We start from the raw sequence: 14,704 nt of genomic DNA on the forward strand, positions 1-14,704 counted from the left end.
AATGCCGAAATTCGAGGCGACACGCCGCGTCGCGCATACACCCGACGAGATGTTCGCGCTGGTGGCGGATATCGAGGCTTACCCGCAATTCCTTCCGCTCTGTGAATCGCTCACCGTGCGCTCGCGTAAGGAGCGTGACGGCCGCACCATCCTGGTTGCCGACATGAGCATCGGCTACAAGGCGATCCGCGAGACCTTCACGACCCAGGTGCTGCTGAAGCCCGACGAGAAAGCGATCGACGTCAAATACATAGACGGCCCGTTCAAATATCTCAGCAATATCTGGCGCTTCGACCCCGCGACCAGCGGCTGCGAGGTGCATTTCTTCATCGACTACGAATTCAAGAGCCGCATACTCGGCGCCGTGATGGGCACGATGTTCGACCATGCCTTCCGCATGTTCTCGGAAGCCTTCGAGAAACGGGCAAACGTGATTTACGGTGTAAAGCCCGCCTAACGCTCGCCCAGCGCCCGCAACCCGAGTTGCAGCGCGTGCCGCACCGTCTCATGCCGGATGAATTCGCGACCCTTGTGGCCGAACAATTGCCGCTCCGCGACAACCGGCTGCCCGGCCAATGCAATAGCGAACCAGACAAGACCGACCGGCTTGTCGGCCGAGCCGCCGCTGGGGCCGGCAATGCCGGTGACGGCGAGCGACAGGCTCGCTTGCGAATGCGTCAGCGCGCCTGCGGCCATCTCCAGCACCGTCTCGCGCGAGACCGCGCCATGCGCATCGAGCGTGGCCGCGGAAACGCCGAGCATCTCCATCTTGGCTTTGTTGGAATAGGTGATGAAGCCGCGATCGACCACGGCGGAGGATCCGGCAATGTCGGTGAGCGCGGCTATGATCAGGCCGCCGGTGCAGCTTTCGGCCGTCGCCAGCATGATGCCGCGCTGCTGGCAAGCCTGGAGCAGGGCATTTGCGAGTTCGGCGTTGCTCATGCCGGCACGTCTCCCGGATAGACGACGCTGGCCGTGGCGATCGCGGCGATGCCTTCGCCGCGCCCGACAAACCCGAGCTTCTCGTTGGTCGTGGCCTTGATCGAAATGCGCTCGGGCGCAATGCCGAGCATGGCGGAGAGCGCCTCCGTCATAGCCGCGCGATGCGGCCCGACGCGCGGCGCCTCGCAGATCAGCGTGATGTCGGCATTGGCGATGCGGCCGCCTCGCTCGCGCACCAGCTTCGCCGCGTGCTCGACGAAGATCTTCGAGGCAGCACCCTTCCATTGCGGATCGGACGGTGGGAAATGCGTGCCGATATCGCCGGCGCCGCAGGTGGCGAGCAGCGCGTCCGTGAGCGCGTGAAGCCCGACATCGGCGTCCGAATGGCCGGAGAGTTTTCGCCCATAGGGAATGGCGACGCCGCAGAGCGTTACATGGTCGCCGGGCTCGAACGCGTGCACGTCGTAGCCATTGCCGGTGCGAATATCCGGGAAGCGCTGCTGCGCGCTCGAAAGCCGCTGGTCGGCCAATGCGATGTCCCTTGCCCAGGTGAGTTTGACGTTGTCCGGCGATCCGGGAACGATCTTGACCGGTATCTGTGCCCATTCGGCGATCGCAGCGTCGTCGGTGAACTCGGTTTTGCCCAACCGATGCGCCTTTTCATGCGCGGCGAGCAGCGGCCAGAATGGAAAACCCTGCGGCGTTTGCGCCGCATGAAGGCCGGCCCTAGATACCGTCTCGTCGATCATGCCAGTCGCCGATTCCCGCTTCAGCGTGTCGGCGACGGGCAGTGCCGGCAGCGCGCCCTGGCGCTCGCCGATGGCTTCGATGGTGCGGTCGATCAGCCCGGCGTCGACGAACGGGCGTACGGCATCATGCACCAGCACTTTTGACGGCGCCTTGTCCCTCAGCGCCAGGAGGCCGAGCCGGACGGACGCCTGGCGCGAAGGGCCGCCGATAACGGCGACAAGGCGATCGCCATGCGCTTCGGCCGCGCGTTGGAAGAGTTCGGCGTCGTCGGCATGAATGGCCACGACCACGGGACCGATCATCGGATGGGAGAGGAAGATGTCCAACGTATGGGCGATGACGGCACGGCCGCCGATGCGCTGATATTGCTTCGGACCGTCGGCCTGTCCGGCGCGCGCGCCGCGGCCGGCGGCAACGATCACCACCCCGATCCCGCCGCTTGGGGCGGCCGCTTGCTTTTCGCTTGCCTCGCTCATTCCGATCGGTCCTAGTCGGGGTGATGGCCGAAGGCCAGCATTTTCCAAAATGCGCCTTAATGTGACGTCATTGCGCGTTGCACAATGCCACACTTCTGGCTAGAGAATGTGCAACGATCGAACATGCTTGGTTTTTGTGCATGGCTGAACTGACCACATTGGCATCGCCACTTGATGTCGGCGGGATAAAAATCCGCAATAGGATTTTCCTGGCGCCGATGTCCGGCATCACCGACGAGCCGTTCCGGCAGCGTGCCTATGCGCATGGCGCGGGGCTGGTCGTGTCCGAGATGGTGGCGAGCGGCGAGTTGGCCAAGGGCCGGGCCGGCTGCGACCTGCGCATCCGCCATTCCGGCCTGCCGGTGCATATGGTGCAGCTGGCCGGCCGCGAGGCGATCCATATGGGCGAGGGCGCGCGAATCGCGGCGGGCGAGGGTGCCGATATCATCGACATCAACATGGGCTGCCCGGCGAAGAAGGTGACCGGCGGCTATGCCGGCTCGGCGCTGATGCGCGACCTCGACCATGCCCTGTCGCTGATCGAGGCCGTGGTCGCAGCCGTTTCGGTGCCGGTGACGGTCAAGATGCGGCTCGGCTGGGATGAAAGCGCGCTCAACGCGCCGATGCTGGCGCGCTGCGCCGAACAGGCCGGCGTCAGGATGGTGACCGTGCACGGCCGCACCCGCTGCCAATTCTATCAGGGTAAGGCAGACTGGCGCGCCATCGCGCGAGTCAAGCAAGCCGTCTCGATCCCGGTGGTGGCCAATGGCGATGTCGGCTCGCCGGAAGAGGCGGCGACAATCCTCGAACAGTCCGGCGCCGACGCAGTGATGATCGGCCGCGCGCATTATGGCGCCCCCTGGGTCGCGGGCAACATCGCGGCCGCCGCAACTGGTGCACCCGCTCAAGGCACTCCGCAAACGCCGCAGGCGCTCGCCGACTATGTCGTGTCGCATTACGAGGATATGCTCTCGCTCTACGGCGCCGAAAGCGGGCTGCGCCAGGCGCGCAAGCACCTCGGCTGGTATCTCGACCGCCATGCTCCCGATGTTTCAGCCGAGCAGCGCAAAGCTATTCTCACGTCCTTCGAGCCGGGGGAGGTCATTGCAGGCTTGCGCAGCGTGTTTGCCGACAGCCTGCCATCGATCAGGTTGCGGAGCGCCGCATGAAGGCCGATGTTCCCCGGCAGGCCGATATGGCGGATGCCGCCAATATCGTACTCAACACCATCCGCCGCCCGGTGATCATGGTCGATCCCGACGGCTTCATCACTTTCGCCAACGCCGATGCCGAGGACTTCTTCCGCTCTAGCGCGAATATGCTTGCCCGCAACACGCTCGCCAAGCTGGTGCCCTTCGGCAGCCCGTTGCTGACGCTGGTCGACCAGGTGCGCGAGCGCCGCGCGCCGGTCAACGAATACCGCGTTGACGTGTCCTCGCCGCGCCTTGGCATCGAGAAGATGGTCGATCTCTATGTCGCGCCTGTGCCGGAATTTCCGGGCTCTGTCGTCGTCATGTTCCAGGAACGGTCGATGGCCGACAAGATCGACCGCCAGATGACGCATCGCGGTGCCGCGCGCTCCGTCACCGGTCTTGCCGCGATGCTCGCCCATGAGATCAAGAACCCGCTCTCCGGCATCCGCGGCGCTGCCCAGTTGCTGGAGCTTTCCGCTTCCGATGAGGATCGCGCGCTGACCCGCCTGATCACCGACGAAACCGACCGTATCGTCTCGCTGGTCGACCGCATGGAAGTGTTTTCCGACGAGCGGCCGATCGAGCGCTATCCGGTCAACATCCACGTCGTGCTCGATCATGTGAAGGCGATCGCGAAGAACGGTTTTGCAAGGCGGATCAAGATTTTGGAGGAATATGATCCATCATTGCCTCCGGTCTTCGCCAACCGCGATCAGCTGATCCAGGTCTTCCTCAATCTGGTCAAGAACGCCGCGGAGGCGATCGGCGCCGACCCGCAGGGCGAGATCGTGCTGTCGACGGCCTTCCGGCCCGGCATTCGCGTCTCCGTGCCCGGCACGCAGGACCGAGTCTCGCTGCCGCTGGAATTCTGCGTGCGTGACAACGGTCCCGGTGTTTCCGAGGACATCCTGCCGATCCTGTTCGATCCGTTCATCACCACAAAACCGAACGGCTCCGGCCTCGGGCTGGCGCTGGTCGCCAAGATCGTCGGCGAGCATGGCGGCATCATCGAATGCGATTCGACGCCGCGCGGGACGACGTTCCGCATCCTGCTGCCGGCCTGGAAAGAGATTTCGCAGGGCTCGGGCGACGAAGCTGAAGGAGACCGCACATGAGCGCTCGCGGCAATATTCTGGTCGCCGACGACGATGCGGCGATCCGCACCGTGCTCAACCAGGCGCTGTCACGCGTCGGCCACGAGGTGCGGGTGACGTCGAATGCCTCGACGCTGTGGCGCTGGGTCGCGGCGGGCGAGGGCGATCTGGTCATCACCGACGTGGTGATGCCCGACGAAAACGCCTTCGACATGCTGCCGCGCATCAAGAAGGCGCGGCCCGAGCTGCCGGTCATCGTCATGAGCGCCCAGAACACCTTCATGACCGCCATCCGCGCCTCTGAGACCGGCGCCTACGAATACCTGCCGAAGCCGTTCGACTTGACGGAGCTGCTCAACATCGTCAACCGGGCGCTGGCCGAGCCGAAGCGGCCGAAGCTCGATGCCCGCGCGGAAGACCAGCCGGAGACGATGCCGCTGGTCGGCCGCTCCGCTGCCATGCAGGATATCTACCGCATGCTGGCGCGCATGATGCAGACCGACCTCACGGTCATGATCAGCGGCGAGTCCGGCACCGGCAAGGAGCTGGTGGCGCGCGCGCTGCATGAATATGGCCGCCGCCGCGGCGGCCCGTTCGTGGCCATCAACATGGCGGCGATTCCGCGCGACCTCATCGAATCGGAGCTCTTTGGTCACGAGAAGGGCGCCTTCACCGGCGCCCAGAACCGCTCCAGCGGCCGTTTCGAGCAGGCCGAGGGCGGCACGCTGTTCCTCGACGAGATCGGCGACATGCCGATGGAGGCGCAGACGCGGCTGCTGCGTGTGCTGCAGCAGGGCGAATACACCACGGTCGGCGGCCGCACGCCGATCAAGACCGATGTGCGCATCGTCGCGGCCACCAACAAGGACCTGCGCACGCTGATCAACCAGGGCCTGTTCCGCGAGGACCTGTTCTACCGTCTCAATGTCGTGCCGCTCAGGCTGCCGGCGCTGCGCGAGCGTTCCGAGGACATTCCCGACCTGGTGCGGCATTTTTTCAAGCAGGGCGCCAGCGAGGGCCTGCAGACCAAGCGCATATCGTCCGGCGGCATCGAGCTCATGAAGCGCTATCCCTGGCCGGGTAATGTGCGCGAGCTGGAAAACCTGGTGCGCCGGCTGGCCGCCCTCTACTCGCAGGACGAAATTTCGTCGGAGATCATCGAGTCCGAGCTCAAGACCGGCGAAAGGCCGGTCGTGCCGGACGGCGGCGCGCTCATCCCCGACGATCTGTCGATCGGCCAGGCGGTCGAGCATTTCCTGCAGCGTTATTTCGCCTCCTTCGCCGGCGAATTGCCGCCGGCCGGGCTCTATCAGCGCATTCTTGCCGAGGTCGAGTATCCGCTGGTGCTTGCTTCGATGACGGCGACGCGCGGCAACCAGATCAAGGCGGCGGAGCTTCTGGGGCTCAACCGCAACACGCTCCGCAAGAAGATCCGCGAGCTTGGCGTCAGCGTCTACAAGTCGGCCAGGCAGCCGTAGCGTCACCTCAGCCCTTCGGTGAATTTTGTCTGGGAAAGATTATCTTCCCGGCCACACTTGTTGCATAATCGCCACAATGCGTTGCATACATCCGACGCAATGACCGACTGTGTACCGCCACATGGCAGCTGAGGCTCCGACCCTGAACCAATCGCTTTTCAACCAGACCGGCACGCGTGACGGGCGACGGTTGCTGGCGTTGCCCGGCGTGGTCGCTATTGCCGGCGCGATAATCACGGCGGCCATCTCGTTTGCCATCCTGGTCGGCGCAACGCCGATCGCGCCGACCGCCCACGCGACCTGGGCCCTGATCGCGGCCAATGCCGTGTTTGTCCTGTTCCTGATCGCCTTGATCGCCCGCGAGGTGCGTCGCATCGTCCTGGCACGGCGCCACGGCAGGGCTGCCTCGCGGCTGCATGTGCGCATCGTCGCCATGTTCGCACTGGTTGCCGCCATTCCCGCCATCATGGTGGCGATCATCGCCTCGATCACGCTCGACATCGGCCTAGACCGCTGGTTCGAGATACGCACCAAGGCGATCGTCAACTCGTCGCTGTCGATTGCCGATGCCTATGTGCAGGAGAACGCGCGGAATCTCCAGGGCACGACATTGTCCATGGCATACGATCTCGAGGCCTCGCGCACGCTTTATGGTCTGGACAAGGGCGGGTTCCTCGATCTGTTGAACAAGGAAGCCGTGGGCCGCGGATTGGCGCATGCGGCCCTGATCAAGCCTGACGGCTCGTTCGTCATGAATGCAAAGACCGATGCCGATTTCCCCATGCCGGAGCCGCCCACGGGCGCTGTCGACACCGCGGCCGGCGGCAAGCCGGTGCTGATAGAGCCGCGCACCCGCAACATCATGGGCGCCATCATCAAACTGCGCGAGATCGAAGGGCTTTACCTCTATACGATACGGCTGGTCGATCCCGACGTGATCAAGGCGCGCCAGATCGTCAGGGGCAACACCGACGAATACCGCAACCTGGAAGACAATCGCCGGACCTCGCAGGTCGCCTTTGCGTTGCCTTATCTATCGCTCACGCTGATCATCACGCTTTCGGCGATCTGGACCGGCATTGCGGTCGCCGACCGGATCGTGCGGCCGATCCGCCAACTGATCGGCGCGGCCGATGAGGTGGCGACCGGCAATCTCGATGTTGCCGTTCCCGTGCGCCAGTCCGATGGCGACGTCGCTTCGCTCGGCGAGACCTTCAACAACATGATCCTGGAGCTCAAATCGCAACGCAACGAGCTGCTCTCGGCCAAGGATCTGATCGACGAGCGCCGGCGTTTCTCCGAGGCGGTGCTCGCCGGCGTCACCGCCGGCGTCATCGGCGTCGACCCCTACGGCACCATCACAATCGTCAATCGCTCGGCCGAGACCATGCTGACCATTTCGGCAAATGCGACGCTCGGCCAGAATCTTTCGGCGGTCCTGCCGCTTGTCGGCCGTGTCTTCGAGATCGGGCGGCAGTCCGGCAAGCCGGTCTATCGCGAGCAGGTGACCTTCTTCCGCACCGGCCTGGAGCGCACCTTCAATGTCCAGGTTACCGTCGAGTCCGGCGACGACGGCGAGGAGGAGAAATCCTATGTGGTCACCGTCGACGACATCACAGATCTCGTCCAGGCGCAGCGTTCGTCGGCCTGGGCGGATGTGGCGCGGCGCATCGCGCATGAGATCAAGAACCCGCTGACGCCGATCCAGCTTTCGGCCGAGCGCATCAGGCGCCGCTACGGCAAGGTCATCACCGAGGACCGCGAGGTTTTCGATCAGTGCACCGATACCATCATCCGCCAGGTTGAGGACATTGGTCGCATGGTCGACGAGTTCTCGGCCTTCGCCCGCATGCCGAAGCCGGAGATGAAGGCGATAGACCTTCGTGAGTCGTTGCGGGAAGCGTCCTTCCTGGTCGAGGTCAGCCGCTCCGACATCGCCTTCGAACGCGACTTCGGCAGCGAGCCGTTGAAAGGCACTTTCGACAGCCGCTTGATGGCTCAGGCCTTCGGCAACCTCATCAAGAACGCGGCCGAGGCCATCGACGGACTTGATGCGAAAGGCCGTTCGGACGGCACAATCCGGATTCAGGCAGGACGCCAAGATGGCGCCATACGAATCGACGTTATCGACAACGGCAAGGGGCTGCCGCGCGAGAATCGCCAAAGGCTTCTCGAGCCCTATATGACGACGCGCGAAAAGGGCACCGGACTTGGCCTCGCTATCGTCAAGAAGATCGTGGAGGACCATGGCGGCCGTCTCGAATTGCACGACGCGCCACCGGATTTCCATGACGGCCGGGGTGCGATGATCTCGATCATCCTACCGCCGGCAACGGTCGTAGCCGCGCCGCCACGCGGTGAAGGCCGAAACGAACACGAACGAGAAACTGAAAAGGTCGATAATGGCGTCTGACATTCTCATCGTCGATGACGAGGAAGACATCCGCGAACTTGTCGCCGGTATACTGAGCGACGAGGGCCATGAAACCCGCACGGCACACGATGCCGACAGCGCACTTGCGGCGATCGCCGATCGCGCGCCGCGGCTGATTTTCCTCGACATCTGGCTGCAGGGCTCCCGCCTCGACGGCCTGGCGCTGCTCGACGAGATCAAGACCATGCATCCGAGCATGCCGGTGGTGATGATCTCCGGCCACGGCAACATCGAAACGGCGGTGTCGGCCATCCGGCGCGGCGCCTACGACTTCATCGAGAAACCATTCAAGGCCGATCGCCTCATCTTGATCGCCGAGCGCGCCCTGGAGACATCCAAGCTGAGGCGTGAGGTTTCCGACCTCAAGCAGCGCAGCGGCGAGACCTTCGACCTGATTGGCATGTCGTCGGCCATGAGCCAGCTGCGGCAGACCATCGAGCGCGTCGCGCCCACCAACAGCCGCGTCATGATCGTCGGCCCTTCCGGCTCCGGCAAGGAACTGACGGCGCGCGCCATCCACGCGCTGTCGTCGCGCAAGACCGGTCCGTTCGTCACGCTGAGCGCGGCCACCATCACGCCTGAACGCATGGAGATCGAGCTGTTCGGCACCGAATCGAACGGTACCGAGCGCAAGGTCGGCGCGCTGGAAGAGGCGCATCGCGGCATCCTCTACATCGACGAAGTCGCCGATATGCCGCGTGAGACGCAAAACAAGATCCTGCGCGTGCTGGTTGAGCAGCAGTTCGAGCGGGTAGGCGGCACCAAGCGCGTCAAAGTCGATGTCCGCATCATCTCTTCAACCTCGCAAAACCTGGAGGCGATGATCGCCGACGGCCGTTTCCGGGAGGACCTTTACCATCGCCTGGCGGTGGTTCCGGTCATGGTGCCGGGGCTCGCCGAGCGGCGCGAGGACATCCCCTACCTCGTCGACAATTTCATGAAGCAGATCGCGCGCCAGGCCGGCATCAAGCCGCGCCGCATCGGCGATGATGCGCTGGCCGTGCTGCAGGCGCATAACTGGCCGGGCAATGTTCGCCAGCTGCGCAACAATGTCGAACGACTGATGATCCTGGCGCGAGGGGACAATCCCGATGCACCGATCACCGCCGACCTTCTGCCCTCCGAGATAGGCGACGTCATGCCACGCACGCCCAACCAGTCGGACCAGCACATCATGGCGCTGCCGCTGCGCGAGGCACGCGAGCAGTTCGAGAAGGACTATCTGATCGCCCAGATCAACCGCTTCGGCGGCAACATCTCGAAGACGGCCGAATTCATCGGCATGGAACGGTCCGCCTTGCATCGCAAGCTGAAGTCGCTCGGCGTCTAAGCAATTCCAGGAAAAGTGTGCAGCGCTTAGGCTCGGCGGGATCGCCGTAGCCCTCCGTCCGGCATTGCTTAGAACCGGGCGTGGCCCACGCGATTGTTCATTACGGCCAGGGGCGGAATCACCTAAGAAAGCCGGATGTTTCCCTGAGGATACCCATGCCGCGCATTGCATATGTCAACGGGCGTTATGTCGTCCATGCCCAAGCCAGCGTCCATATCGAGGACCGCGGCTACCAGTTCGCGGACGGCGTCTATGAGGTCTGCGAAGTGGCGCACGGCCATATCGTCGACATGCCGCGCCATCTTGCCCGGCTCAAGCGCTCGCTGAAAGAACTGTCGATCGCCTGGCCCGTCTCGGAAGGGGTGCTGCCGATGCTGCTGCGCGAGGTGGTCAATCGCAACGGAGTGGTCAACGGCCTGGTCTATTTGCAGGTGACGCGCGGCGTCGCCAGCCGCGAATTCGTCTTTCCGCCGGCAGGCACGAAGTCTTCCCTGGTCATAACCGCCAGGAAAGCCGATCCGGCCGCGAGTGCAAAGCGGGTGGAGAGCGGCATCAAGGTCATCACCGTTCCGGAGAACCGCTGGGACCGCGTCGACATCAAGAGCACAGGCCTCTTGCCCAATGTGCTCGCCAAGCAGAAGGCCAGGGAAGCGGGCGCCCAGGAGGCCTGGTTCGTCGACACCGACGGCAACGTCAAGGAAGGCGGCTCGTCAAACGCCTGGATCGTCACCCGCGACGGCGTGCTGGTGACCCGGCCGGCCGAGCACGGCATCCTGCGCGGCATTACCCGCACGACGCTTTTCGATGTCGCCGCCAAGCTCGGCCTCAAGATCGAGGAGCGCGGCTTTTCGGTCGCCGAAGCCAAGGCAGCCAGGGAGGCGTTCATCAGTTCGGCGACGACTATTGCCATGCCGGTGGTCGAAATCGACGGCACGCCGATCGCAAATGGCCATCCCGGTTCTATGACACTTTCGTTGCGGCAGGCCTTTTTTGACGTTGCGGAAAAAAGTCCAGCCTGATAACCGCACAACTGGAAGTAACCTCAACTATCTCATTCTGCTTGCCATTGTGTCGGCAAGAGGGGGTTTGCGCGCTTGACAGGTGCCGCGTAATTTGGCGCATTGGCTCGTAAACCGAAGGGGATCGGCGAAAGACAAGAAAAATGGCGGAACGATCGCAAAACCTTCAGGACCTGTTCCTGAATTCAGTTCGCAAGAGCAAAAATCCACTTACCATCTTCCTCATCAACGGCGTGAAGCTGACCGGAGTCGTCACTTCGTTCGACAATTTTTGTGTGTTGTTGCGGCGTGATGGGCACTCCCAGCTCGTCTACAAGCACGCCATTTCCACGATCATGCCGAGCCAGCCGGTTCAGATGTTCGATGGCGAGGAAAGCCAGGGCGCCTGATTGGCACGTGAGAAAGACGCGGACCGCAGCGTTCGCGGAAAACAAGGACATCAACTCGGGCCGGAAGCCAAGGATCCGACCCGAGCCGTCGTTATTGTGCCTGTGCTTACCCGCCAGCTGCGCGGCGACGACGAATCGAGCCGTCCGCGCCTGAGCCGCTCGGCGGATGCACGCCACGACGAAGCGGTCGGGCTTGCCAGCGCCATCGATCTCAACCCGGTTCACACCGCGGTGGTGACGGTTGCCGATCCGCGGCCGGCCACGCTGCTCGGCAGCGGCAAGGTTGCCGAGTTCGCGGATATCGTGAAGGAACGCAAGGCGGAGCTGGTCATCGTCGATCATCCGTTGACGCCGGTGCAGCAGCGCAATCTCGAAAAGGAACTGAACGCCAAGGTGCTCGATCGCACCGGGCTCATCCTCGAGATCTTCGGCGAGCGGGCGCGCACCAAGGAAGGCACGCTGCAGGTCGAGCTTGCGCATCTCAACTACCAGAAGGGCCGGCTGGTGCGAAGCTGGACCCACCTCGAGCGGCAACGCGGCGGCGCGGGTTTCCTCGGCGGCCCCGGCGAAACCCAGATCGAATCCGACCGTCGCATCCTGCAGGACAAGATCACCAAGCTGAAGCACGAGCTGGAAACGGTGCGGCGCACGCGCGACCTGCACCGTGCCAAGCGCAAGAAGGTGCCGTTTCCGGTGGTGGCGATCGTCGGCTACACCAATGCCGGCAAGTCGACGCTGTTCAACCGGCTGACCGGGGCAGGGGTGCTGGCCGAGGACATGCTGTTCGCAACGCTTGATCCGACGTTGCGTCGCTTGCGGCTGCCGCACGGCACGCCGGTCATCCTGTCGGACACGGTTGGCTTCATCTCCGACCTGCCAACGCATCTGGTCGCGGCCTTCCGGGCAACGCTGGAAGAGGTCGTCGAAGCCGATCTAGTGCTGCATCTGCGCGACATCTCCGATCCCGATACGGCGGCCCAGGCTGAAGACGTCGAACGCATCCTCGGCGATCTCGGCGTCGATGCCGCAGACGCGAACCGCGTGATCGAGGTCTGGAACAAGATCGACCTGCTCGACGAAAGCAATCGCGAGCGGCTGCTTGCCGAAGGGGCAAGCGGCAAGTCTCCACCGATCGCCATATCCGCGGTGACCGGCGAGGGATTAGACACACTGAAAGCGCTCATCGAGGCGCGCGTGTCGGGCGAGCTGGAAACGATGACGGTGACGTTGAGCCCGGCCCAGCTCGGCCAGGTCGACTGGCTCTACCGCAATGGCGATGTCGTTTCGCGCGCCGACAATGAAGACGGCAGCGTCACCCTTTCGCTGACGGCCACGCACAGCGCCCGGCAGGAGATAGAGAACCGCCTGCACCGCAAGAGCCGTAGCTAACCGGCTGATTATTTTGTGTCTTTGGCCTGCTGCCAGAGCGCTTCCATCTCGTCGAGCGTTGCCTTCTCCAGCGAACCGCCCGAAGCCGCCAACGCCTGCTCGACATAGTGGAAGCGCGAGCGGAACTTTTCGTTGGTGCCGCTGAGCGCCGCTTCCGAATCGAGCTTGAGGTGGCGGCCGAGATTGACGACGGCAAACAACATGTCCCCGAATTCGTCCTTGATTGGAGCCGCGTCACCGGTGGCGAGCGCTTCGCGCAATTCGCCGATCTCTTCCTCTATTTTGTCGAGGATGGGTGCCGCTTCGCTCCAGTCGAAGCCGACACGGGCAGCCTTTTCCTGCAGCTTCAGGGCGCGCGTCAGGGCAGGGAGCGCGACCGGAACGCTGTCGAGATAGCCCTTGCCGTGATCTTCCGGATCGAGCCCGCGCGCGATGCGCGCGTCGCGCTTCTCGGCCTTTTCGACCGCCTTGATCTTCTCCCACATGCCCTTGGCCATGCCGGCGCTGCGCGCCTTCTCGTCGCCAAAGACATGGGGATGGCGGCGGATCATCTTGGTGGTGATGGCTTCGACGACATCGCCGAAAGCGAACTCGCCGATCTCCTCAGCCATCTGCGCATGGTAGACGACCTGCAGCAGCAGGTCGCCCAGCTCCTCGCGCAGATCGTCCAAGTCGCCGCGCGCGATCGCATCGGCCACTTCATAGGCCTCCTCGATCGTGTAGGGCGCGATGGTCGAGAAATTCTGCTCGATATCCCAAGGGCAGCCGGTCTTCGGCGCCCGCAGCGCCGCCATGATCTCGATCAGCCGTGCAATGTCTTTCGAGGGTTTCATCCTGCAAACCCTAGCGCGGAGCGTGGTGGGCGACCAATGCCGCCGGTCGGCAAAAGCCCATTGTCCACAGCTGCGCGGGCTCTCAGTCGAGCACCGAGACGATCGCCTTGGCGAGATCGTCCATGCCGTCCTCCGGCAGGCCGGCCACGTTGATGCGGCTGTCGCCGACCATATAGACGGCATGGTCGGTGCGCAGGCGTTCGACCTGCGCCTCGGTCAGCCCAAGCCTCGAAAACATGCCGCGATGGCTGGCGACGAAATCGAAGCGGTCGGAGTTGGACTGCCGGCGCAACGCGTCGGCGAAAGCGACGCGCAGCCTGAGCATGCGCAGCCGCATCTCCTCGAGCTCCGTCTCCCAGTCCTTTTTCAGGCCGGCGTCTTCGAGCACCATGCGCACCGCCGCCGCGCCGTGATCCGGCGGCATCGAATAAAGCGCACGCGCCGCCGCCAGCATCTGGCTCAACGCCACATCCGCCTGGGCGCCGTCCTTGGCCATGATCATCGCCGCGCCCACGCGATCGCGATAGACGGCGAAATTCTTCGAGCAGCTCGAAGCGACGACCATTTCCGGCACCTTGCCGGCCAGCAGCCGCAGGCCGGCGGCATCGGCGTCGAGGCCCTCGCCAAAGCCCTGATAGGCGATGTCGACGAAAGGCAGAAGCCCGCGATCCAGCAGGACATCGGCGACCTTGGCCCACTGCGCGATATCGAGGTTGGCGCCGGTCGGGTTGTGGCAGCAGCCATGCAGCAGCACGACATCGCCGCTGTTGGCAACTTTTAGCGCCGCCAGCATCTCGTCGAAGCGGACTGCGCCCGATGCGGCATCGAAATAGGGATAGTCGCGAACCTGCAAACCAGCGGCGCGCATCACCGGCAGATGGTTCGGCCAGGTCGGGTCGGACAGCCAAACCGTCGCGCCGGGGCGCGTGCGCTGCAGAAGCTCTGCCACCAGCCTGAGCGCGCCGGAGCCGCCCGGCGCCTGCGCCGCGCGGATGCGCGAATGGTCGGCCTTCTCGCCAAAGGCGAGCTTGATCATGGCCGTATTGAAGGTCGTATCGCCGGCAAGGCCGAGATAGGTCTTGGTGTCCTGGCTCGCCAGCAGCCGCTTCTCGGCCTCGCGCACGGCGCGCATCACCGGCGTCCTGCCGTCGATGTCCTTGTAGACGCCGACACCGAGGTCGACTTTGCCGGGCCGTGGGTCGTTGCGATAAAGGCCGATCAGGGCAAGGATCTTGTCGGCGGGCGCGGGCTGCAGGGTCTCGAACATCGAAAAGGATTCCAATGGCGGCGGAGTGATACGCAAATCGATCCCGCCGCGCCAGCGGTTTCCGCTGTGCCGGCGACGCGAAAAGAAATGCCGGGCAGGGGATTAAAATC

13 protein-coding genes are annotated in these 14,704 nt (G+C 63.9%); 9 read left to right on the forward strand and 4 right to left on the reverse strand.

Features of this window, described 5'->3' with window-relative positions; translation table 11 throughout:
• The first annotated feature begins 1 nt into the window (after position 1).
• Positions 2-457, forward strand: a complete 456-nt coding sequence (locus O7A05_RS17895) for a type II toxin-antitoxin system RatA family toxin (protein WP_337094330.1) — start codon at positions 2-4, stop codon at positions 455-457.
• Here the strand turns inward: O7A05_RS17895 and O7A05_RS17900 are convergent.
• Entirely contained in the window at positions 454-942 is a 489-nt protein-coding gene (locus O7A05_RS17900) for a CinA family protein (protein ID WP_337094331.1), read from the reverse strand. The genes O7A05_RS17895 and O7A05_RS17900 overlap by 4 nt on opposite strands.
• Positions 939-2,168 carry a bifunctional 2-C-methyl-D-erythritol 4-phosphate cytidylyltransferase/2-C-methyl-D-erythritol 2,4-cyclodiphosphate synthase gene (locus O7A05_RS17905; protein ID WP_337094332.1) on the reverse strand — a complete coding sequence of 410 codons (1,230 nt, stop codon included), beginning with the start codon at positions 2,166-2,168 and terminating at the stop codon, positions 939-941. Before O7A05_RS17905 ends, O7A05_RS17900 begins: the two co-directional genes overlap by 4 nt.
• 140 nt (positions 2,169-2,308) lie before the next feature.
• Here O7A05_RS17905 and dusB point away from each other — a divergent pair, with 140 nt between their 5' ends.
• The 8 genes from dusB to hflX all read left to right on the forward strand — a co-directional run bounded on the left by dusB (position 2,309) and on the right by hflX (position 12,494).
• Positions 2,309-3,337, forward strand: a complete 1,029-nt coding sequence (gene dusB / locus O7A05_RS17910; RefSeq protein WP_337094333.1) for a tRNA dihydrouridine synthase DusB — start codon at positions 2,309-2,311, stop codon at positions 3,335-3,337.
• Positions 3,334-4,476: a two-component system sensor histidine kinase NtrB gene (locus O7A05_RS17915; protein ID WP_337094334.1), complete on the forward strand. Its 1,143-nt coding sequence runs from the start codon at positions 3,334-3,336 to the stop codon at positions 4,474-4,476. Before dusB ends, O7A05_RS17915 begins: the two co-directional genes overlap by 4 nt.
• Positions 4,473-5,933 carry a nitrogen regulation protein NR(I) gene (ntrC, locus tag O7A05_RS17920; RefSeq protein ID WP_337094335.1) on the forward strand — a complete coding sequence of 487 codons (1,461 nt, stop codon included), beginning with the start codon at positions 4,473-4,475 and terminating at the stop codon, positions 5,931-5,933. The genes O7A05_RS17915 and ntrC overlap by 4 nt, the downstream gene beginning before the upstream one ends.
• A 121-nt stretch (positions 5,934-6,054) precedes the next feature.
• On the forward strand, positions 6,055-8,346 hold the full coding sequence (locus tag O7A05_RS17925; RefSeq protein WP_337094336.1) for a sensor histidine kinase NtrY-like: 2,292 nt from the start codon (positions 6,055-6,057) through the stop codon (positions 8,344-8,346).
• Positions 8,336-9,697, forward strand: coding sequence for a nitrogen assimilation response regulator NtrX (gene ntrX / locus O7A05_RS17930; protein ID WP_224582496.1), 1,362 nt, complete (start codon positions 8,336-8,338; stop codon positions 9,695-9,697). The genes O7A05_RS17925 and ntrX overlap by 11 nt, the downstream gene beginning before the upstream one ends.
• A gap of 155 nt (positions 9,698-9,852) precedes the next feature.
• Positions 9,853-10,716, forward strand: coding sequence for a D-amino-acid transaminase (locus tag O7A05_RS17935; protein ID WP_337094337.1), 864 nt, complete (start codon positions 9,853-9,855; stop codon positions 10,714-10,716).
• 143 nt (positions 10,717-10,859) lie between these two features.
• Complete coding sequence (hfq, locus tag O7A05_RS17940; protein ID WP_006202172.1) at positions 10,860-11,105, forward strand: RNA chaperone Hfq; 246 nt, start codon at positions 10,860-10,862, stop codon at positions 11,103-11,105.
• Entirely contained in the window at positions 11,106-12,494 is a 1,389-nt protein-coding gene (gene hflX, locus O7A05_RS17945) for a GTPase HflX (RefSeq protein ID WP_337094338.1), read from the forward strand. It abuts the gene before it with no gap.
• Positions 12,495-12,502: 8 nt separating this feature from the next.
• Here the strand turns inward: hflX and mazG are convergent, their stop codons facing one another.
• The gene (gene mazG, locus O7A05_RS17950; protein ID WP_337094339.1) at positions 12,503-13,327 is read right to left on the reverse strand and encodes a nucleoside triphosphate pyrophosphohydrolase; all 825 of its coding nucleotides are present in this window, start codon (positions 13,325-13,327) and stop codon (positions 12,503-12,505) included.
• 82 nt (positions 13,328-13,409) lie between these two features.
• Positions 13,410-14,594, reverse strand: a complete 1,185-nt coding sequence (locus tag O7A05_RS17955) for an amino acid aminotransferase (protein ID WP_337094340.1) — start codon at positions 14,592-14,594, stop codon at positions 13,410-13,412.
• Between the last annotated feature and the right edge of the window lie 110 nt (positions 14,595-14,704).

Source organism: Mesorhizobium argentiipisi (SeqCode), from assembly GCF_037179585.1.
Classification (GTDB): domain Bacteria; phylum Pseudomonadota; class Alphaproteobacteria; order Rhizobiales; family Rhizobiaceae; genus Mesorhizobium; species Mesorhizobium argentiipisi.

Bases quoted from the DNA above. Each gene is read 5' to 3' on its own strand.
- O7A05_RS17895 (WP_337094330.1), top strand. From the start codon at position 2: ATGCCGAAATTCGAGGCGACACGCCGCGTCGCGCATACACCCGACGAG.
- O7A05_RS17900 (WP_337094331.1), bottom strand. From the start codon at position 942: ATGAGCAACGCCGAACTCGCAAATGCCCTGCTCCAGGCTTGCCAGCAG.
- O7A05_RS17905 (WP_337094332.1), bottom strand. From the start codon at position 2,168: ATGAGCGAGGCAAGCGAAAAGCAAGCGGCCGCCCCAAGCGGCGGGATC.
- dusB (WP_337094333.1), top strand. From the start codon at position 2,309: ATGGCTGAACTGACCACATTGGCATCGCCACTTGATGTCGGCGGGATA.
- O7A05_RS17915 (WP_337094334.1), top strand. From the start codon at position 3,334: ATGAAGGCCGATGTTCCCCGGCAGGCCGATATGGCGGATGCCGCCAAT.
- ntrC (WP_337094335.1), top strand. From the start codon at position 4,473: ATGAGCGCTCGCGGCAATATTCTGGTCGCCGACGACGATGCGGCGATC.
- O7A05_RS17925 (WP_337094336.1), top strand. From the start codon at position 6,055: ATGGCAGCTGAGGCTCCGACCCTGAACCAATCGCTTTTCAACCAGACC.
- ntrX (WP_224582496.1), top strand. From the start codon at position 8,336: ATGGCGTCTGACATTCTCATCGTCGATGACGAGGAAGACATCCGCGAA.
- O7A05_RS17935 (WP_337094337.1), top strand. From the start codon at position 9,853: ATGCCGCGCATTGCATATGTCAACGGGCGTTATGTCGTCCATGCCCAA.
- hfq (WP_006202172.1), top strand. From the start codon at position 10,860: ATGGCGGAACGATCGCAAAACCTTCAGGACCTGTTCCTGAATTCAGTT.
- mazG (WP_337094339.1), bottom strand. From the start codon at position 13,327: ATGAAACCCTCGAAAGACATTGCACGGCTGATCGAGATCATGGCGGCG.
- O7A05_RS17955 (WP_337094340.1), bottom strand. From the start codon at position 14,594: ATGTTCGAGACCCTGCAGCCCGCGCCCGCCGACAAGATCCTTGCCCTG.